This window comes from Spirosoma migulaei (assembly GCF_054776855.1).
On record NZ_BAAHBG010000038.1, the window covers coordinates 169,245 to 189,798 of the forward strand.

Annotated in this window: 15 protein-coding genes; 6 read left to right on the forward strand and 9 right to left on the reverse strand. The window is 48.0% G+C overall.

Features of this window, described 5'->3' with window-relative positions; genetic code table 11:
• Window positions 1-1,479: outer membrane beta-barrel family protein (locus ACYVGO_RS34305; RefSeq protein WP_460973241.1), on the forward strand; the 1,479-nt coding region annotated here is incomplete at its 5' end.
• 19 nt (window positions 1,480-1,498) lie between these two features.
• Here the strand turns inward: ACYVGO_RS34305 and ACYVGO_RS34310 are convergent.
• From ACYVGO_RS34310 to ACYVGO_RS34340, 7 genes are all read right to left on the reverse strand, one after another.
• A complete protein-coding gene (locus ACYVGO_RS34310; RefSeq protein ID WP_460973242.1) occupies window positions 1,499-3,922 on the reverse strand; it encodes an ABC transporter permease in 2,424 nt (807 codons plus the stop codon).
• 278 nt (window positions 3,923-4,200) lie between these two features.
• Window positions 4,201-4,554 (reverse strand): TerB family tellurite resistance protein, encoded by a 354-nt coding sequence (locus tag ACYVGO_RS34315; RefSeq protein ID WP_142773614.1) that lies wholly within the window; start codon window positions 4,552-4,554, stop codon window positions 4,201-4,203.
• A 141-nt stretch (window positions 4,555-4,695) separates the two neighbouring features.
• A complete protein-coding gene (locus tag ACYVGO_RS34320) occupies window positions 4,696-5,097 on the reverse strand; it encodes a hypothetical protein (protein ID WP_460973243.1) in 402 nt (133 codons plus the stop codon).
• A 231-nt stretch (window positions 5,098-5,328) separates the two neighbouring features.
• Window positions 5,329-6,690 (reverse strand): HAMP domain-containing sensor histidine kinase, encoded by a 1,362-nt coding sequence (locus ACYVGO_RS34325; protein WP_460973244.1) that lies wholly within the window; start codon window positions 6,688-6,690, stop codon window positions 5,329-5,331.
• On the reverse strand, window positions 6,687-7,382 hold the full coding sequence (locus ACYVGO_RS34330) for a response regulator transcription factor (protein WP_142773611.1): 696 nt from the start codon (window positions 7,380-7,382) through the stop codon (window positions 6,687-6,689). The genes ACYVGO_RS34325 and ACYVGO_RS34330 overlap by 4 nt, the downstream gene beginning before the upstream one ends.
• Window positions 7,383-7,517: 135 nt before the next feature.
• Window positions 7,518-10,274 (reverse strand): alpha-d-galacturonidase, encoded by a 2,757-nt coding sequence (locus ACYVGO_RS34335; protein WP_460973245.1) that lies wholly within the window; start codon window positions 10,272-10,274, stop codon window positions 7,518-7,520.
• A gap of 160 nt (window positions 10,275-10,434) precedes the next feature.
• Complete coding sequence (locus tag ACYVGO_RS34340; protein WP_460973246.1) at window positions 10,435-12,471, reverse strand: aceric acid hydrolase; 2,037 nt, start codon at window positions 12,469-12,471, stop codon at window positions 10,435-10,437.
• A 227-nt stretch (window positions 12,472-12,698) separates the two neighbouring features.
• On the opposite strand from ACYVGO_RS34340, the gene ACYVGO_RS34345 reads away from it, so the two are divergent.
• On the forward strand, window positions 12,699-12,989 hold the full coding sequence (locus ACYVGO_RS34345) for a hypothetical protein (RefSeq protein WP_460973247.1): 291 nt from the start codon (window positions 12,699-12,701) through the stop codon (window positions 12,987-12,989).
• Window positions 12,990-13,300: 311 nt separating this feature from the next.
• Here the strand turns inward: ACYVGO_RS34345 and ACYVGO_RS34350 are convergent, their stop codons facing one another.
• Window positions 13,301-13,789 (reverse strand): hypothetical protein, encoded by a 489-nt coding sequence (locus tag ACYVGO_RS34350; RefSeq protein WP_460973248.1) that lies wholly within the window; start codon window positions 13,787-13,789, stop codon window positions 13,301-13,303.
• Between the two features lie 78 nt (window positions 13,790-13,867).
• Between ACYVGO_RS34350 and ACYVGO_RS34355 the strand changes: the two genes are divergently transcribed.
• On the forward strand, window positions 13,868-14,062 hold the full coding sequence (locus ACYVGO_RS34355) for a hypothetical protein (RefSeq protein WP_142773605.1): 195 nt from the start codon (window positions 13,868-13,870) through the stop codon (window positions 14,060-14,062).
• Window positions 14,063-14,067: 5 nt separating this feature from the next.
• On the opposite strand, the gene ACYVGO_RS34360 is transcribed toward ACYVGO_RS34355, so the two are convergent.
• Entirely contained in the window at window positions 14,068-16,230 is a 2,163-nt protein-coding gene (locus ACYVGO_RS34360) for an alpha-L-rhamnosidase-related protein (RefSeq protein WP_460973249.1), read from the reverse strand.
• 329 nt (window positions 16,231-16,559) lie between these two features.
• Between ACYVGO_RS34360 and ACYVGO_RS34365 the strand changes: the two genes are divergently transcribed.
• The 3 genes from ACYVGO_RS34365 to ACYVGO_RS34375 all read left to right on the forward strand — a co-directional run bounded on the left by ACYVGO_RS34365 (window position 16,560) and on the right by ACYVGO_RS34375 (window position 20,484).
• Window positions 16,560-17,978: an L-fucose/L-arabinose isomerase family protein gene (locus ACYVGO_RS34365; RefSeq protein WP_460973250.1), complete on the forward strand. Its 1,419-nt coding sequence runs from the start codon at window positions 16,560-16,562 to the stop codon at window positions 17,976-17,978.
• Between the two features lie 133 nt (window positions 17,979-18,111).
• Window positions 18,112-18,999, forward strand: coding sequence for an alpha/beta hydrolase (locus tag ACYVGO_RS34370; protein WP_460973251.1), 888 nt, complete (start codon window positions 18,112-18,114; stop codon window positions 18,997-18,999).
• 9 nt (window positions 19,000-19,008) lie between these two features.
• Window positions 19,009-20,484 carry a DUF1593 domain-containing protein gene (locus ACYVGO_RS34375; protein ID WP_460973252.1) on the forward strand — a complete coding sequence of 492 codons (1,476 nt, stop codon included), beginning with the start codon at window positions 19,009-19,011 and terminating at the stop codon, window positions 20,482-20,484.
• The last annotated feature ends 70 nt before the right edge of the window (window positions 20,485-20,554 follow it).

Here is a 20,554-nt window from a genome sequence, read left to right on the forward strand (position 1 = left end):
TCAGAAAATACGACCTATGGATTCCTCGTGGCCATTCAGAATCGATCCCGGCAGGATGGACTCGATTACGTCAGCAAAACCTATAGTGCGCGTTCGGAACTGAGTTCAATTGGGACGGGCAGTACCAACGGTAATTACCCGTGGATGAATCCCAGCGTCAATGCCAATGTTCAGCATAAATTCAAGGATACAGGCCGGGAATTGAGTGCTGATCTGAATTATATCACCTATAATTCGACGGGCGATCAGGTGCTGAAAACGGCTGTAAATCAGCCTGATGGTACGCTCGTCAATAGCAATCAGTTCGTGTATAGTTTACCGTCTGATATTACGATTTACTCGGCAAAAGCCGATTACCTACACCCGCTCCGTGACAAGGCAAAACTGGAAGCCGGTATTAAATCGAGCGTGGTCAACAATGATAACAACTCGCAGTATTACACCATACTGGGAGCGATCAAAACACCCGATTTCAGCAAATCCAACCACTTTACCTACCACGAAACGATTTATGCGGCTTACACGAATCTCCGAAAAGAGTGGAAGCGATTGGCGGCACAGGCTGGTTTTCGACTTGAACATACCCAGATAGATGGACGCCAGTTGGGTAATCCTGAAGTTCCCGAAACGTCGTTCAGTCGGAATTATACAAGCTTATTTCCAACTGCTTTTTTGAGCTATAAAGTCGATAGCGCCGGGAATAATAGCCTGACTGCCAGCGTTACCCGGCGGATAAACAGGCCTAATTACCAGTCACTTAACCCTTTTCTGTTTTATCGGGATCAGTATTCTTTTACGACTGGTAACCCGTATTTGAAACCCCAGTACAATTATCAGTACGAACTCAAATACCAGCACAAACAATACATTGGTGTCTCAATCCAATATGGTCGTTTTTCGGATATAATTTTTCAGTTAACGCAGGCTGTGGGCGATGTTTTTTATATCCGTCCCGACAATGTGGCCAGTGGCTATATTCTGGCGCTTGCTACGAATGTATCGCTGTCGCCGACAAAATGGTGGACTATTAACGCCAATGGAATGATGGGACGGATGGCGCTGAAGGGCACTGCCTATTCTGAAACGCTTACCCCAGGTTTGTTCAGCGTACGAATGGATGTATTCAATCAATTCAAATTCGAGAAAGGCTGGGCTGGTGAGTTGAGTAGTTTTTATTCAGGTAAAAACATTTCCGGGCAAACCATCACCAATCCGCGCTTTCGGCTGGCTGCCGCTGTCCAGAAGAAAATCTTGCAGAACAAAGGGAGTCTCCGGCTTACGCTGGAAGATATTTTTCATTCCTGGACACCAACCGACCAAACGGTTAGTCTAAAACAGGCCGAAGCGTTTCACACCAACGAAACCGATACCCGTAGAATTGGTCTGGCATTTACGTATCAGTTTGGCAAGGACACCTTTGCGCGTAAACGCCGACATACCGACAACGCTGCCGATGCTGAGAAGGGTAGGGTGGATTGAGAACGTATCCAACAGATGTCTATTCGCTACGTAAACTCTTGACGGGGTTCATCAACGCAGCTTTGACACTTTGAAAACTTACGGTTATCAATGCAATCACTACGGACAGTCCACCCGCTGCCACAAATGTCCACCACTTAATGTCCGTTTTATACGCGAAATCCTGTAACCACCAACTCATAGCGTACCAGGCAATGGGGGACGCTATTAGGATCGCCAGACCGACTGGCTTAAGGAAATCTTTGGATAATAGCACGACAATACTTCCAACGCTGGCTCCGAGCACTTTTCGAATACCAATTTCCTTTGTGCGATTTTTAGCTGTGAACATGGCCAGACCTAAAAGACCTAGACAGGCAATACTAATCGCTAATAGTGCGAACCAACTGAGCAGAGACGCTACCCGTTCATCTGATTCGTACTGTTGCTGAAAATGATCATCCAGGAAAAAGAACTCAAATGCATTGCCGGGAAACGCTTCCTGATAGACTTTTTGAAGCATCACTATTGATTTCTGTACATTTTTACTGCGTAGTGCAATCGTCAGAAAGGAACTACTCCAGGGAATATGCTGAAAAATGATAGGACGATTTGCCGTTTTCAGGGATTGTTGATGGAAGTCATTGACGACGCCGACAATTTTTTTGGGTAGTACGTTGCCAATTTCCTGATTGAGCGCCTGTTCGGCGTTGGCGAAGCCAAAAGCTTTTGCCGCGCTCTGATTGATGATAACAGCGTCGTTATCAAGCACTAAGTCTTTATTGAAATTTCGCCCTGCCAGCAACTTGATTTTATACGTCGGAATAAAATCTTCGTCAACAGCCAGCATACTGCACAGGTTATAATCGGTGGTAGCCTCATGGAGCCGTTGCAATTCGTCCGTCCAGAAAATTTCCTGCCCCGGAACTTCGGAGGAAGTTGTTACCTGCTCTACACTCGTCTGCCCAACTAATCGATCCTTGAAAAAGCGAATGTCATTCGTAAAGCTATCCGTTCGTAATACTTTGGGTGCTTTAATAATAAGCTTCTGGTCGATGTTCATCCCTAAATCCTGCTGCTGCATGAAATTGAGTTGCTGATTAATAACCAGTGTGGCAATGATCAGGAAAATTGAAGCCGTAAATTGAAACACAACCAACGCTTTACGGAACGATTCGCCACCGACTTGTTTAGGCAAATACCCCTTTAAAATAGTAATTGGTTTAAATGAAGAAAGGATAAAAGAGGGATAAAACCCGGAAAGAAAGAACCCCAGACAAACTACCGTTAAGGATATGATCCAAAATAGGGGCTTCTGAAGCATGGAAAAACCATTGGTAGCCTGAATCCAGTCAATAAAGATGATCAGCGCCAATAAAAAAAGGCCGACTCCTAGTAACACCGATAACAGATTGATACCCAGAGTTTCAATTAAAAACTGATGGATCAATTGCCTTTTTTCAGAACCCATCGCTTTTCGGATTCCTATCTCTTTTGCCCGTTCAATACCTCTTGCCGTGGATAGGTTGATATAATTGAGCCAGCCAATTGCCAGAATCAGGAAAGCAACCAGGATAAGCACATAAACGATACCAATTTTTCCGTTTGCTTCAACTTCTGTAGCCGTGTGGGAATGGAGATGAATGGCACGAAGGGGTTGTAAAACAAATGTTTGCCTGATCTTGTATTTTCTCAGTTGATTACCAATGTGCTTTTCGATAATATTGGAGAGTCTGCCCTCTAACGTTTCTGGTGAGGTGTCTGGTCTTAGGAGCAGATACGTATAAAAATTAGTCCAGTACCAGCCTCCAGTAGCAAACTGTTGATTTTTGAGCAGGTTCTGGATGGAAAAAACAAAATCGAAATGGATATGACTATTCGTCGGAATATCAGCGAATACTCCCTCTACTACATAGTCACCTCCCTGCCAATCTGTGCTTAACCGAAGGGTTTTGCCAATCGGATTTTCCTGACCAAAATACCTCTGTGCCATCTTCGCGGAAATTACAACCGACTCAGGCCGACGTAGCACCCGATTGGCCGAACCTTTCAGCAGCGGGAAGGAAAATACATGAAATAAAGAAGAGTCAGCATAGAATGCTTTTTTCTCGTGATAGCTGACCAGTTCACCCGTTGGTTTCCGGTAACTGATCATGCCATCTGCCCGGTGCAACCGAACAAAATTCTCGATTTCAGGAAAGGTTTCTTTTATGGCCGGAGCTTCAGCATGATAGCTGATTACACTGCTGTTCGTCAGAACGCCCTGTTTGTAATCATCCAGTTGGATCCGATAGATGTTATCCCCATTCGTATGGAATTCATCATAGCTAAACTCAGAGAATAGGTACTGAGCTAGTAGTAGGAAAGCAGCTATACTAGAAGCTAATCCCAAAATCATGATGAACGAAATCGCCTTATATTTCAGCAGATTACGCCAGGCAACTGTGATGTAATTCCGAATCATAGCCAACGTGAATTTAAGATCAGATAATGAGGTTGAATCATATCCTAATCGCTACGGGGCTAAATGTATAACTTATTTGTTAGTTGTAAAACTAGTTTATTAGTTAATTTGGCGGAACCACTATCATTTGCAACTAAAAACTATATAATAGGGGTAAAAAGATAGTCAATGTGTCTAACTACCAGACATTAACTGAGTGAGACAGCAAAAAGCGAGGGAAAGTTGTTGCTTTGTTGTGTGACGAACATTGCTACACTCTACTCCTCGCTTTTTGCAATTCAAAGCACCCGAATCTCCTGCCAAAACTGTTGGATGAACAATCGTTCCTGTTGCGAGATACCGTTATGCGCTCCAGCAACGCGTAACAGAATACGAACGAACCGCTTCTTGATATGTTCCGTAAGCTCGAGTCGTTTTGCTACGAGTCGACGCATACCAAATGCATACGCATCGGCTCCTGGTTGGTCGGTATTTTCGCGTAAAAAGAAAGCGGAAAGAGCCAAATCACCGTAGGGCCCTTTTGCCAGGAGTTCCCGAACTGCCCATTGCTCCTGTTTATGAAGGCGACCATCTAATTTGGACAAAGCATAGACTATACTGCCCAGGCTCATTGATAAATCAGGTGAGTACATAAGTTATGAGTGCATAAGGCAGACCGGTTTTGAGGTTGTAAACCAACCCATGAACCAGAAGCGGTCTGCTATTGCTCCAGGCGTTTTGACCAATCGTGGTAGTTGAGATAAACATCCTTATTGACTACGAATGACCACCCATTAATTGCCTTCCGTTGTGGATTTGGCTTGCATCTTATTCGCAACTTCCGAAGCAGACTGATTTTCTGGATTGCCTATGCTAACGCGCTGAATCTTATAGTTATGTTTATAATTATGTTTGGCAACGTCCATATCAGGCGTATGTGCTACAACCACACCACCAGCCGGTACGGCATTTGGAATTGGCTGTTTATAGCTGGTCATTGGACCGGTGGTAAGACCGGGCGCGTTAACTTCAATTCCCTGTTTCGTTTCCCATTTTCGGGCAGTTGCGGCTTTATTCGGATGCTTGTAATTATTGGCCGAATAGGTAACGTCTTTCCGTAATTTAGAATCGTCCTGGGCGGAGGCTGTCAGGATCGAAAGGCCACTGAAGGCTAGTATAAACAGGTATGTTTTCATGATTTTTCTTGTTGTTTAAGTATTCGTCAATACTAGTGGCAGGTTATCTGAAAAGCGCTGCCTGATTGACTTTACAAAGGTCATACCCCAGCGTTAGGCTCGTGTTAGAGCCGCATTAGAACGGCATTAGAAATATATTTAGCCTTAACGTTCTCGCTTGGCAAAGCCAAGCGAGAACGGGGGTTTTGGGCGGTCCGCCGTTGCGGGAGAGGGGCCGGGGGAGAGGGAAAATTAGCGGGGCAGCGTGACTGTAAATGTAGTGCCCGCATCAGCCGATGAGTCGACCTGAATATGACCCTGATGCAAGCGAATGATTCGTTCGGCGAGCGGAAGGCCGATGCCATAACCCGGTTGCCCGCTGGCATTACGACCACGCTGGAAGGGAATAAAGATGGCTGTCAGTTGGTCGGCGGGAATGGTTGAACCGGCGTTATGAACGCTCAATTGTACAGATTTACTGTTCGAAGATAAGGTTACGGATACGGTATGATCTGGCGAAAATTTGCCTCCGTTGTCAATCAGATTAAAAAAAGCCGTTCGTAACAGCGGCTCACTGCCGATGAGTTGCCAAAGGCTATCGGGCGCATCGGGCGGGATTAAGTGTACATGAATTGTGTAGTTTGGCTGGAGACGCTGAAAATCAAGTCGAACCTGATCCAATAACGTATCAAGTTGCACACGCCCCATCGGTACCGACGATTCGTCCATGTTCGCTTTAGCCAGCGACAGTAATCCGTTGACCATTCGATTTAACCCCCGTACATCGTCCAGCACTGAATGAAGTGTAGCCCGAAGCTCATCCGGCTCGTCTTCTGCCAATAGAGACACTTCCAACTGGCCCGTAATGGCCGTTAGTGGGGTGCGTAGTTCGTGGGAGGCATGCGATACAAACGACCGCTGTAGACTAAAGGCTTCTTCCAGCCGGGTCAGCATTCGGTTGAATCGCTGGGCTAGTTGGGTTAGTTCGTCTCCGCTAGCTCCTTCGGGTAATCGTAGCGATAGATTCGACGCGGTAATCTCATCCATCCGTCGATTGATCTGGTTAATAGGTTGCAGTGTTCGACCCGCGTAAAATCGGCCGGCAACTACCATCAGGGCAGTCATCAAGAACCAGCCAATGGCCAGAATGTAGGCTAGATTCTGGATCGTACGACCCCCAAACGTATCGACGGCCGACGCAAAAATGACCGAAGGAGTTTGATTCTCAGTAAAAAAAATACCCACTACATCGCGTTCGTTATCGCGCCAGTGGAGCGTTCGTACTTGCCGAACCCGCTTTAGTATTCCGGGGGTAACGGTTAGGTAATCGGTACCGCTTTCGTAGATTAACTGATTATGGTTATTGTAAATAATGATCTCTTCCTGGGGTAAAACCGTCAACTGGTTTTTGTCTATCAGTTTGAACAGCGTAGGTCCAACCGGTTCGCGACCGACTAATAAATGACCCGCCGTTAGTGCTTCTGACTGTAGCCGGGTCTGAAATTCGTTCGATACATACTGCCTGGCTACCACGTAGAGAAGGAGACAAAACAGGGCCAGTAAGACCGAGACAATAGCCGTGAATAAAAGGGTCAGTCGGTTGCGGAGGCTCATTTTTCTTTCAGCACATACCCCATCCCAATCAGCGTGTGAATCAGTTTGGTGGGCGAATCTTTGTCGATTTTAGCGCGCAGATAACTAACGTAAACGTCAATTACGTTCGTCCCTGTGTCGAAACCAATATCCCAAACCTGCTCGGCTATATCCACCCGAGACACAACCCGTCCGGCATTCCGCATCAGGTATTCCAGCAGGGCAAATTCGCGGGCGGTCAGTTCGATGGTTTGCCCTCTTCGGCGGGCTACCCGTTCGTGCAGATCAAGTTCCAGATCGGCCACACGCATAACCCGACCCACTTCCTCAGCAGGAACCGACCGACGGAGCAGGGCTTTCAGTCGGGCCAGTAATTCCAGAAAATCAAACGGTTTGGCCAGGTAATCATCGGCTCCGGCTTCGAAACCCAGCAGTTTATCGGCCGTTGTATCCAGGGCGGTCAACATGAGAATCGGCAGCTTGGCGTTCTTGCCTCGAATATATTCGGCCAGTTCAAGGCCATTCATGTCAGGCAGATTAACGTCCAGAATGACCAGATCGAACGCCGTAGTGTCGAAGAGTTGTTTGCCTTCTTCTCCCGTTAAGGCCACCTCTACAGTGTAGGCCTGGGTTTGAAGCCCTTTTTTAATGAACGTGGCTACCTTGGGTTCATCTTCAACCAGTAGCAAATGTGCGCTTGGGCCAGTCGTCATACGTTGGATTTACCCTGTTGCAAATAAGGCGCAAGGTAACAACCAAAACGTAACACGCATAAAGGGTGTTTACTTGAACAGGGAAACGGTTTAATGTGGCGTCGGTTACTAATAACCGACGCCACATTAAAAGGCCTATTCAAATAGCCAATCGATGTTCTTCTTATTCCCCGCAAGGTCGGGCGCGACCCCGGCCGCATCGAAAATTGGAATCTCCTGATTGCCGTCCATAAAACCCAGTAGTAAACAAGCACCTTTGCCCAGGTTCAGGGTGTGTTTACCCGCTTTGAAGGAATAGGCGTGAACGTTCACGGGGGGGAGCCCATCGACCAGAATCGCGTTCGAGATCTTGATTTCCGATTGGCCGTAATCATTGGCGCTGGCATCGGTTTCGAGTTCAGGCGTTGGCAGGTAGTTGGGATTCTTTTCGTTGAAAAAGCCTACCAAAAGCTTCACGGGTTCTGTGGCTGTAAAGGTCAGGCTGGTTCGCTCCGATTGCATTTTCGCTTTGGTCAGTTTAAGCCCTTTTAAGTTCTTTAGTTCTGGCGCAAATCCACTGATAGTAGCAGCGGTATCTGTAAATACGCGCTGTCCTTTTTCTAGGGAATAGGTCTCAATCTGAGGGCTTTGTATCGTAACCGTTGCTGGTTTTAGTAGAATGGGCGCTTTGACGACTGCTTTGTTGGTTGATTTCAGCGAATCAATGGAGTGTTTGAAATGGGCCAACTCTTTCTGATAAACCGGCAGCATTTCGTCCCAGGTTATGTAGGTGGCATCGACGCCCCGCATGGGAATTTTGCGTTGTTTCGTCTGCATGCTGTTGGCATACAGATAAGTGTCTTTCGTTAGCTTCACTAAATCAGCGTAGTGATTGACGCTGCTTTCCAATAGGGGAAGTGCCTTGTCGAGGTCGCGAACGTCATTGGAATATTTATAACGCAGAATGGACAATGCCGCACGGGCTTTCTGAGCGTAGAAATTCGCCATGGCGTTTTGGCAATAGACATCGTTCTTCAGGCGGTCAAACTCGGCTTTGTCTTTGGTGACTGCACCAGCCGCTTTGTCGATGGCTATAACCGCTTGTTTGCCATGTTCTATAACCTCATCAGCTATCTGAACGGGTGTTTCGCCAATGTGTTTTTCGTGTTTCCAATCCTTCTCAGCGTAGTCGATAATCATCTCGCCTTCGGGGGCTTCTGATTCATAGAGTAACGTAAGTAGTCCGTAACGAAACGGATTGATAAGCTGGGTCATCAACATGCCTAACGTCAACGTTTGGCGGTTGCCGTCGGTGATGCCGTATCGACGTAGTAGTTTCGGAGAAATCTCGCCCGTTTGGTCGTAGGCTTCCAGTACGTCTTTGCCCTTGTCGAGCGGTAAACCGTATTTCTCGGCCAGTTGATTGCCCCAATAAGCAATTTCAGCCGGGCGGTTTCGACCTGATTTCCAGGCGTAGCGCCCCCAGGTTTTGTACCAGATCCAGTCGCGGTCGAGTTGGAGCAGGCGAGGGGATGTTTTGTCGGCTGTGTAGGGCCAATCCCAGTACGACGCCTGCGGATACAGATGCAGGCCGTTGGCACCATACACACTGTGCATCGCCTGCACCGACTTCTGAATAAAATCGGAGGAACCGTAGCGAAACGGTTCCAGATTCGCCAGGATGTGCACATTTTCAATTTGAACCGTACCGATATTGCTCAATGTCCGGTGAAGTTCGGCCCATTTGCCGCGTGGCGTATAGGTGGTCAGGGCTTCGCCGTTGAACTTGGCCTCCGTGTACAGATTCTTGTACAAGGGCAACGCGGCTTTCATGACACGGGGCGCATCGGTGTCGTGGGCGCGGAGTACGATAGGCGGTTCGGTGGTTTTGCCGAGAGCTTTCAAGCCATCTTTCACGCCCGGAATAATCGTTTTTGTGAACCAGTCCACATCGTCCTGCCCAACGCCTTCCATGGCTTCGCCCAATGCAATCAGCAGCCCCACATTGGGGTATTTTTCAACAAAGGCAGCAATTGACTTTCGGGTATAATCGGCGATGAGGGGAATGATCGGGCGGTTTCGATCCTGGGTTTTGATGTGGTGATGTTCGGCAAAGGGTTTCGAGACGATGATATTGTAGAACATCTGAATCACCCAGATGCCCCGTTTGTCGGCTTCTTCGGTCAAAAAACGGAACATTTCCTCGTTCTTTTTGAAGGTCGCATCGTCCACCTCAACCGCATAGGGATAGTCTTTCAGCCGAACCAGCGACGCAAAGGGATGCCCGTTCCACAAATACAGCGAGTTGTAGCGATTTTCGACCATCATATCCAGATATCGAATCCACAGCGCTTTGTCATATAACCACGGAAACGTTTCGGGAGTATACGGGTACTCATACACATCCCGACCTGGCAGATAGGTAGGTTTCTGAATACCTACACACGTGCCCCGAAGCACCATTTCTGGCTTATCGGTCACGTTGATTTGTTCAGGAAGTTTGCCTGTTTCAGCGATCTGTGAAGCTAGTTCCAGGCAGCCATACAATGCCCCGGACGGGTCGGTGCCAGCAATCAGGAGCGGTTTTTGGGTTTCTTTTCTGATTGTAAAACCTTCTTTCGTCGTATCCCTTGATGTCGTAAGTGCATAGCTCGAAGCTACCTGTTTGATCGTATTATCTGCCCATAACCCAATCACAATCTGCTGCTTGTCTCGTGCCTTTGTGTTCTGTGTTATCGTCACCTGATAACCCGCCTTTGTTAACGCCTGTTTCAGTTTCTCCGCTCCGAAGGTAATTCGTACGTGAACTGACGCAGGAACGACGATGGTAACGGCCGGATTCTTTTTCGCCTGAGCGTTGGATGGCTGGATGGAGAAAATGAATAGAGTGAGGTAGAGGAGGAGTTTGCTCATTTTGGTTGATTACTGTTAGGCGTAGTCTTAGACTACCGGCAATTGGGTTTGTCTTTTTTTGTCATTCCGACGTCAGGAGGAATCTCAAGCTTGACTGATTAGTAGGCTTGAGATTCCTCCTGCGTCGGAATGACAAAAAAAGACAAACGGATCAAGTACTTCACCGAATTAGCGGAATCCAGACTTCCATTTCGGAATGCCCGCGGTTGGCCCAGGCGTAGTACGGAATTAACCGAATGGGCGTTGGTTGGGGTGCTTTGTCCGATACCTCACGGTACAATTGATTCGTCCAGTTGCCTTCGTTGAGTAGTTTGGCGTCACCTTCCAGCGCCATCACATCGCTGTTATCGATCTTGACGAGGGTCGGTTTAAGATTGACTTTGGCCCATAATGCAATGTTGTTCAGCTTCGTCTTTTGGTTATCTACTGACTCGACGCAATACACAATCGGGCCACGTTTGACGGCCACCTGGTTGCGGTTCTCTTCCACCAATGGATTCGCTTCGATGAGTTTAACCGGCATCGGCAGATTGATGGCTACTTTATCACCTGTAGCCCAGGTTCGGTTGAGTTCGGCGTAGGTGCCTGCCTGAAGACGGGCCGTGACTGCCTTTCCGTTTATGGTGATCGTTGCCCCCTGACACCAGCCGGGAATCCGGACAAAGACCGAAAAGGGCTTGGCGGGAGCTTGCTCCAGCTGAAGACTAATCGCGCCATCCCAGGGGTAATTCGTCGTTTGGGCCAGTCGAATAGCCGACCCATCTTTGAGGGTGGTGTTCAACTGATTGCTACCGAATAGATTCAGCCACAGTCCTTTATCTGAAATGCTGTACGCATAGTTGCTCACTTCCGAAATCGTGCGAACGGTATTGGGTGGGCAGCAGTTTGATAAGCGAATGTAATTCTGACGGCCACCCATCCAGCGCATCTGGTACGGATAATCATCCGACGCACTCAATGGATTGGTGTAGAAAAACTTGTTGCCATCCAGACTGATCCCCGACAGAATACTATTGTACAGGGCCAATTCCATCACGTCGGCGTACTTGGCGTCGCCCGTGATTTGCAGCATCCGGTAATTCCAGTGCAGGTTGCCGATGTTGGCACAAGTCTCGTTGTGGGCCGAATGATTCGGTAACTGATACGCTTTGCCGTACGCCTGATGGATTTTCTGCACCGTATCGGGTTTATAGGCGGTTCCTTCGGGCGAGACACCATCGTAGAGCGCACCACAACCGCCGGTAACGTACATTTTATGATTGACGACATCATCCCACAGTAAGTCCAGCGTGGAAAGCAGCGTACTATCGCCGGTTTCGGCAAACACATCGGCGGCTCCGGCAAACAGATAATTCGCCCGAACGGCATGGCCGATTACCTTTTTCATCTTCCGAAACGGCACCCGGTCGGAGTTGTCATCGGTTCCTTCCGAAAGTCCCCGAATGTCGATTAGCTTTTGCGCTAAGGCCAGGTATTTCGGGTCGCGGGTGGTGCGGTACATTTCGGTGATGCCCATGTAGTGCGACGGACAAATGGCGTTACGGGCCTGCTCGGGGCTGGCGTTGGTATAAAATCCGATCAGAAAATCGGTTGCTTTTTTCGCGATGTTCAGGAGGGAGATTTTACCCGTTGCCCGGTAATGCACGCAAGCGGCCGTCATCAGGTGTCCGAAATTATAAGCCTCAAAACTGAGCTTATCATCAAACATCTTTGTTTCACCCGTTTTCTTCTGCTGAATAATGGCTTTGGTATACACGTAGCCATCGGGTGCCTGCGCTTTGCCGATCACCGCAATGGCTTTGTCCATCATGGCGTCCAGCTTTTTATCTTTGGTAAGCGCATACATACTCGCCACCGATTCCAGCGTTTTGTAGAAATCGCCGTCATGGAAAGAAGGCCCTTTGAAGTTGCCCGTTTCCAGACCAGCCGCTATCTCAAAATTCCGAAAGGCATGGCTGATGTTGGCATCGGTGTAGGTATTCCACAAGTGCGGCACCATCGAATCCCGGCAAATGGCAAAGCGATCCGCCCAGAAGCCGGTTGTCCATTTCACCGCGTTCAGATCCGTACTTTCCAGCTTCGCGAACCTGCTCTGCGACGTATTGACCAGCGCGTTTGTTTGCCCCCAGGCTGTTGTAAGCGCGGTAAGAGCAAAAGCCAGTAATGGGTATCGAATTCGGATATGGCTAAGAGGCATGATAAGTGAATAGCATAAAAATCAAAATTAATAGGAATAATCCCCTTTGGACTATGCTATTTTCGCCGGTGATTGTAGGATGTTAGCATTGTTTTTAACCGCAAAGGGCGCAAGGGTAAGCGCAAAGAATGCAGAGGAAGTCTAATGTTTTGAGTTTTTTTGTTTATTTACTTTGAAATACAAAGTTCTTTGGTAATTTTGCTCGCACAATATAAAACAGAACAGACATGGCTATTAAGAACCAACGCCTTACGGGCATTTTGTTAGCAGTAGCAACGCTTTTGCTCATTCCATTCATCGCGATGCAGTTCACGAATGAAGTGAACTGGACACTATCCGATTTTGTCGTTGCGGGTGTCCTGCTATTTGGTACAGGTCTCCTAATTGAGCTTGTTTTGAGAACAGTAACCACCGCGAAGCACCGCATCGCGCTGTGTGCAGTTATTCTGGTAGCGTTGCTCCTTATCTGGATAGAACTGGCGGTCGGTATTTTCGGGTCTCCAATTGCCGGAAGTTAGGTTTTAAAACATAAACATTAACATCCATGAAAAGCAAAGCGGGTATACTGATTGGTTTTGTCGTAGGTCTAACAGGCTTTCTCTTCCTGTTTAAACTAATCGTCCTTGATCATACCTCCCCTGAGGATGAACTCGCTCCGGGAATAGTCGTGCTTGCTTCGATCTCGAGTGGAGTACTCTTTGCGTTTGCAGGTCGTTTACTACAGAATTATTTTGGTAAGCAGAGGTATTAGGAGGGTAGGGCTGGTATGGGCTTTGTAATTTTCGTGCCAAACTGCCTGATATAAAATTCGTATATAGCCGGTTTTTCTTCAAAAAGATTGTCCAGCATGTTTTCTGTATAATAAGCAGAAGGCTTCGCCAGCTTGCCCATATAGCTTTTCATAGCCGTCTAAATTATTTATATAGTCATTCAGTTGTTTATTAGTCAATGTCGTTGTCAATTGAAGGTCTGAGACTTTGAACGGGAATTGACTGTTATTGGGATTTGGTGTGTGTAAAAATAATGCGTCGCTGTGGCTATCAAAATCGAGTACTATAGCGTATAACTGAAAGCCCTTTTTTAGTATTTTAGTTTTTTCAACGAGTAAGTCAAAGTGCCTAAACAGCTTATCTAAATGTGGTCTTCGTCTTTTAAAGCTATCGTTACCATAGCCTTTCCAGTCAAAGTGTAAATGCCAATTGTCAAACCAAGTTTCAGGATTGTCAAAGTCAAGCCACTTTGCTTTGTCAAGATCATTTTCTGACGCAAGACTTTTATAATATCGTCTAAGTCCTCTCTGTTTTTTGATTCCGTTCATCTGTTTTGGGCTGGGACATAAAATTGGATATAATGTTACTGACCTTTGCGTAACTTAGAACTGACATTAAAGGACACTATGGACAGTATTGCCAAATATATTAGCGAAGAAAGGGATGTTCTCTACTTACGGGGAGCCGAGAAAGCAGAAGAACGGATTGTGAAAAACTTACTGACAAAGCTATCGTTGAGTGCCGAGCAAATCGCTGACATTGCGGGTGTTCCTGTTGAATTTGTAAACGGTATTCAACAAAAACTTGCTGCCAGTAAGTAATAGCGTTACCCCTTATAACTCACCACATAACTCTTCCCTTTCTCCACCATCAGTTCATACAGCCCGGCACTCACAGACCGCACGTCACCCTGCTTACACACAGGTTTAGCTTTACTTTTAAACCGGAGCGTCCCAATGCCGGCGGCACCCGTTACCTTGATTTCTTTAGTGCTACAATACACACTGACGTCACCGTCTGGAGTCGGCACTTTGCCGTCAATCCATTGTAGGCCACCGAGCTGAGGCTCAATTAAATAGGTCGCGTAGGCGGGGGAGGTTGGTTTTACACCCAGGTAGTATTTGCCGAGCAGATAAATGGGACTGGCTCCCCAGGCGTGGCAAAGACTTTTGCCGAAGTCGCGGCCGTACATCGCATAGTGTTCAGCGCCCTTTTTCGAGGGATTGTATTCTTCCCAGAAGGAAGTCGCTCCTAGGTTTAGCATACCACCCCAGTAATCCTTGATTTCTTTGGTCACATAGGTTTGCTCACCGAGGGCGCAAAGGGCTTCGAGCTCGTAGAAACGCATGTAGGGGGTGGTTATTTTTGGAATGTTGGGATTCAGTAGAACATGTTGCTTAACGGCCTGTTTTTGAGATTCATCCAGGTAATTGAAGAAGATAGCAAACATGTTGGCGTAGCGCGTTACGTTGTCGGTAGGCACGCCGTCAATCCGGCTGTGTACGAGCGCGTGTTTGCTCTCGTTCCAATAAGCATTGAAGAGCTTCCCCTTTACGTCGGTAGCTAACTGATTGTACTTTGTCGCGTTGGGGGCGTCGTTCACAATGTTGGCGCAGAGGGCCATCGTTTCCAGACTTCGGGCAAACAGCAACTGCTCAAAACTGACCTCGCCTTTCTTGCTCAACCCATCCGCCCAGTCGATAAATACCCAGTCGCCCGCGAGCCCTTCCAGCAGGCCATTCTTGTTCCGACGCGACAGGCAGTAGTCCATCAAACTTTGCATGCGTGGGTAAAACTGCTGGATAAAGGTTTTGTCTCCCGTATATTGGTAGTAGTCGTAAATGCCTATAAACCAGTAAAAGGTGTAGTCCATAATGGTATTGATGTGGCTCGTAACGGGGTCTTTGCCACGTAGTGCCAACAACGTCCGCGTTACCGAAGGCGAGTCGAACAGGAGGTAATAATTCATCAGGTAACTCTGCGCGGCATCGCCCGACCAGATCCAGCGGTCGCGTTTGATCCCGTCGATGAAAAACTCGCGGGTATTCAGGTGAAGCGTATAAGCCGCAACGTCATATATTTTGTTGATCTGCTCGTCGGAACACCGGAAACTGCCCCGATCGGCAACGGGCAGAAACTCGTACAGCATCGAAACGCCATCCATCGAGACACTCCCATCGAACTGGATATTCACGTACCGAAACGCTTTGGTCAGTTCCATGGTCGAATCACGTTTCTGCGTCTGGTCAATTTGCAGATTATCAGTTGTTTCGCAGGTTGCCGTGGCCAAAGCCTCTTCCTGCGATTCGCCGTAGTAAATCATGACGTTGCCTTTCCCCGACAAGCCTTTCAGCTTGATAAACCCAAAGGTTTCTTTGCCGAAATCGAGCAGGAGGGAGCCTGCTTTTTTGTCCACCTTTACGGCTTGTACCTCATTGGTATTCAGTTTGAATTTGGACGGCGGTAATTGAGGTTCAGTAAAATTCCAGGAACCCGCTTTGAGCCAGGTTGTCCCCGACTGGTCGGACGCTTTGCCAGTTTCGTCAATCCATTCTTTGTCCTCAAATGTCACTAACCAGGAATTATCTGAAACCACGTTTTGGCCTCGTACATAAATAGCCGGAACCCGATCCTGACAGAAGACTTTCAGGCTTACTTTATGCTTTCCGGCCGGTACCGTAATCCGCTTCGGATAGCCCGAAAACGCCTTTCCGTCGATCTTGACATTGTACTTACCTTCCACAAACAGGTCAACTTCCTCGGCTTGCGCCAGGTCGAAGTCCTTGTGAAAATCGATCAGATTATAGTGGCTGTCCAGCTTCCAGAAAGGAGGGAGGAACGTACCCCGTTCGGTGCGTCGGTTCTGCATGTTGTTGCCTAACCAGATCTCAAAATCGCCCGGATACCAGATCCAGGTCGCCTGTTTCTGGGCAAAGCCAGGCGAAATGAACAACAAGAGTAGGCAGACGAACGAAAAGGCTTTTTTCATGTGTAGGAGTTGAAGTACGATGCCAAAACGCAAAAGTAGTGACCATTTAGAAAGTAAACGAAAGTATTCGCGTTATTTTTAAATTGAAGCTGTGTATAACACTAAAAAGGCTTCATTCGTAGTGTATTTAGCTTAGATTTGTACCACATTTGCCCGATAAAATCTGGTCAATTTTCCGAAAGTTCAGCGTTTACAGGGAATGGATGAACGTTACGTATTTACTTTTTCTTTCTTTTGTTTTCTATATATTGTTTTTACCTTTGTCTGGCTAGCCAGATGAGCTTCTGTTCAGCTAGCTATTGAATTGACGTATAGCGATCTTCTAAACCATGAGCGTAAAGCCAAGTACCCCCATCACCCTAGGCGTTATTATTGGTAACCGGGACTTCTTTCCCGATAAATTAGTTGGCGAGTGCCGAGCCGATCTGCTGGAAGCCTTTCAGAAAGCGGGTGTTAAACCCATTATGCTCGATGAATCGACAACCAAGCTCGGCGGTGTTGAAACGTTTCAGGAAGCCCAGAAATGCGCTGAACTGTTCCGGAAACATGCCGATGAGATTATGGGCATTCTGGTCGTTCTACCCAACTTCGGAGATGAAAAAGGGATTGCCGAAACGCTGAAATGGGCTCGTCTGGATGTACCAGTTCTTGTTCAGGCCTATCCCGATGATTTGAATCGACTGGATGTAGCTCGTCGGCGGGATGCGTGGTGTGGCAAAATCTCGGTTTGCAATAACTTCTATCAGTTTGGCATTAAATACTCGCTGACCACCAAGCATGTGGTGCATCCGTCAGACCCGAGCTTCCATACCGATCTGCTCAACTTCATGGCAACCTGCCGCGTTGTAAAAGGCTTGCGGAACGTTCGGATTGGGGCAATCGGGGCTCGTCCGGGTGGGTTCAATACGGTTCGTTACAGTGAGAAAATCCTCCAGCGAAACGGTATTTCGGTTGTTACCGTCGACCTGTCGCAAATTCTGGGCAATGCCAATAAACTGACCGCAGCCGATCAATCGGTAAAAGACCGGCTGGATGCCATCAAGGCGTATACACCAACGGGTCGGACACCGGATGATAAGCTCGTTCAGATTGCCAAGCTAGACGTGGTTCTCAACGACTTTATGGCTGAGCATTCACTGGACGCTACGGCTATCCAGTGCTGGACATCGCTTCAGCAAAATTACGGCTGTAACGTCTGCACGAGCATGAGCATCATGAGTGAGAACATGCTCCCCAGCGCCTGCGAAGTGGATGTAACGGGTACACTGAGTATGTACGCCATGCAACTGGCATCGGGTTCGCCAAGTGCACTGGTCGACTGGAATAACAACTACGCCGACGATGAAAACAAGTGCGTTCTGTTCCACTGCGGCAACTGGGCGAAATCGTTCTTACCCGATATTGAAATCAGCACGGCTCCGATTTTGGGAACTTCGGTGGGTGAAGAGAATACGTATGGCGCATTAGCCGGTCGTACGCCAGCATCTCCACTTACCTTCGGGCGCATCAGCACCGACGATCCCAAAGGTATCATAAAAGCCTACGTGGGCGAAGGCGCGTTGACCGACGATGCCCTGAATACCTTCGGTAACCGGGCTGTTGCTCAGATCGATAATCTTCAGGGACTGATGCAATACGTTTGCCGGAATGGCTTCGAGCACCATGTGGTGATGAATGCCTCGAAAACCGCGGGTATTCTGAAAGAAGCAATGGAGAACTACATGGGCTGGGAAGTTTACTCACATTAATTCACCCCTAAATCCCCTAAAGGGGACTTGGCTAGCACTTAGACAAAGTCCCCTTTAGGGGATTTAGGGGTGAGGCAAGCGAACAGATATCCAATTTTAGGTAGTTTTTAATACTATCAAAAACAAACCATCCATGAAAAAAGCCCTCATCTTTTTAGTCCTGTTGTCGGGCATCGCCCAGGCACAGCAAAAAGAAATTCGGATTTACGATGGCCCGGCACCCGGTTCTGAAAAATGGAATTGGGAAGAAAAAAAGAACAACAAAAACGCCATCAACCTGATGACGATTTACAACGTCGTCAACCCAACAATCACGGTTTTTCCGGCAGACCCATCGGTTGCGAATGGAACTTCGGTGATTATTTGCCCTGGTGGCGGGTTTCATTTCTTAGCCATTGATAATGAGGGAAATGACGTGGCGAAATGGCTGGCTAAAAAAGGGGTTACAGCCTTTGTCCTGAAATACCGCACGGCTCATATTAACACCGACGATCCGTTTGCCGATATGATGGCGAGCCTAAACGGCCCACGTAAGGCTGAATGGGAGACCGAGAATAAAGCCACCATCCCGTTGGTTATTGCCGATGGGAAAGCGGCCATTGCTTATGTTCGGAAACACGCTGCTGAGTTTAACGTAGCCCCGGATCGGATTGGTATTATCGGGTTTTCGGCGGGTGGTACGGTAACGGCTTCGTCGGCCTTTAACTACGCAGCCGCCAATCGACCTGACTTTGTCGCACCGGTTTATGCGTATATGCCCGCTGCGCTCCAGAGCGAGGTGCTGCCCGATGCACCGCCGATGTTTCTTGTCTGCGCATCCGACGATCAGCTAAATCTGGCTCCTCATAGTGTTGATCTGTACAGTAAATGGCTGGCTGCCAAGCGCCCGGTCGAAATGCATATGTATATGAAAGGTGGGCATGGCTTCGGCATGAATAAACAGAATATACCCACTGATACCTGGATTGAACGCTTCGGCGACTGGCTGAATCAGCAGGGATTAGTAAAGCCAAAACCATAGATGATTCGTATGAAATGTCTCCTGAATAGTTTCGTATTGATCTGGGTATTGATGAGTTTGCCTGCCGTTTTGGTGGCACAGCCAAGCTCGAAAGCACGTGTGCTGGTGCTTACTGATATAGAGGCCGATGTGGATGATGCGCAGTCGCTTGTGCGTTTTCTGGCCTATGCCAACGAATTTGATATTGAGGGACTGATTGCCACGACTTCGACTCACCAACGACATCGGGTAGCGCCCGAAACCATTCACAGGCTGTTGGATGCCTACAACAAGGTTCAGCCGAACTTATTAAAGCATGCGATAGATTTCCCACCGGCTGCGGAGCTAAAGAAGAAAGTCAAAAAAGGCTTAGCCACCTATGGCATGGAGGGCGTTGGTGAGGGGAAAGACTCGGAAGGATCGGAATGGATTATCCAGGCGCTGGAAAAGCCGGACAACCGACCCTTGTGGGTACCCGTTTGGGGCGGTCCCAACTGCCTGGCTCAGGCACTGTGGAAAATCCAGAAAACGAAATCGGCACCGCAGGCGTCTCAACTCTATAAAAAGTTACGCGTCTATACCATCTCCGATCAGGATGATTCCGGCCCCTGGATTCGCAAAAACTTTCCTGATGTCTTTTTTATTGTCAGTCCCGGCGGAAATTACCGAAATGCTACCTGGATCGGTATTACTGGTTTTATGCCAGGGGCCAATAATGAAGTAACCAGTAACGACTGGCTTGCCCAGCATATTCAGCAGGGACATGGGCCGTTGGGGGCTGAATACCCCGATGTGGCCTATGGGATGGAAGGTGATACGCCAGCCTTTTTGGGCCTGATTCCCAATGGACTAAATGATCCTGAGCATCCAAATTTCGGCGGCTGGGGTGGTCGTTACGAGTTATATACGCCCAAACCAGAACCGCAGCAACCGAGTCGACCCATGCGTACGCAGGGAGGAGAACTTGTAACCGGCCCGGTATCTGGTACCGAAGCCCGCCCCATCTGGACTAATGCCGAGGATACCTATTCGCCAATGAAATTGTCCCGATGGGGGAGGTCTGTAGTGGCCGATACGGCCAAGTATACCAGCACACAGGTAACGCTATGGCGTTGGCGGGAAGAGTTCCAGAACGATTTCGCGGCTCGCATGGACTGGATGGTTAAGGACTATAAGGGCGCTAACCACCCGCCGGTTCCTAAGCTGAATCACCCGGATGTTCTGAAGGTAAAATCGGGGGATATTTTCGGGCTGAATGCCGATGGCAGCTCCGATCCTGATGGCGACGCGCTGAGTTATTACTGGTTCCAGTATCTGGAGGCTGGTACTTACAAGGGCGTCATTCGGTTTGCCCCATTTCAGCCTAACCTGGCCAATCTCCACACGGTTGTGGCCCCCGAGGTGGATAGCCCCCAGACCATTCATTTTATTCTGAAAGTGACAGATAAAGGTACGCCAGCTCTGACGCGCTATAAACGAGTCATTGTCCAGGTATCTCCTAAGTAATAGTATGATTCTGTTGATTCTATAGTTTCTGTTGATGATAAACTTGATAACTACAGCCGCGGGTGGCATA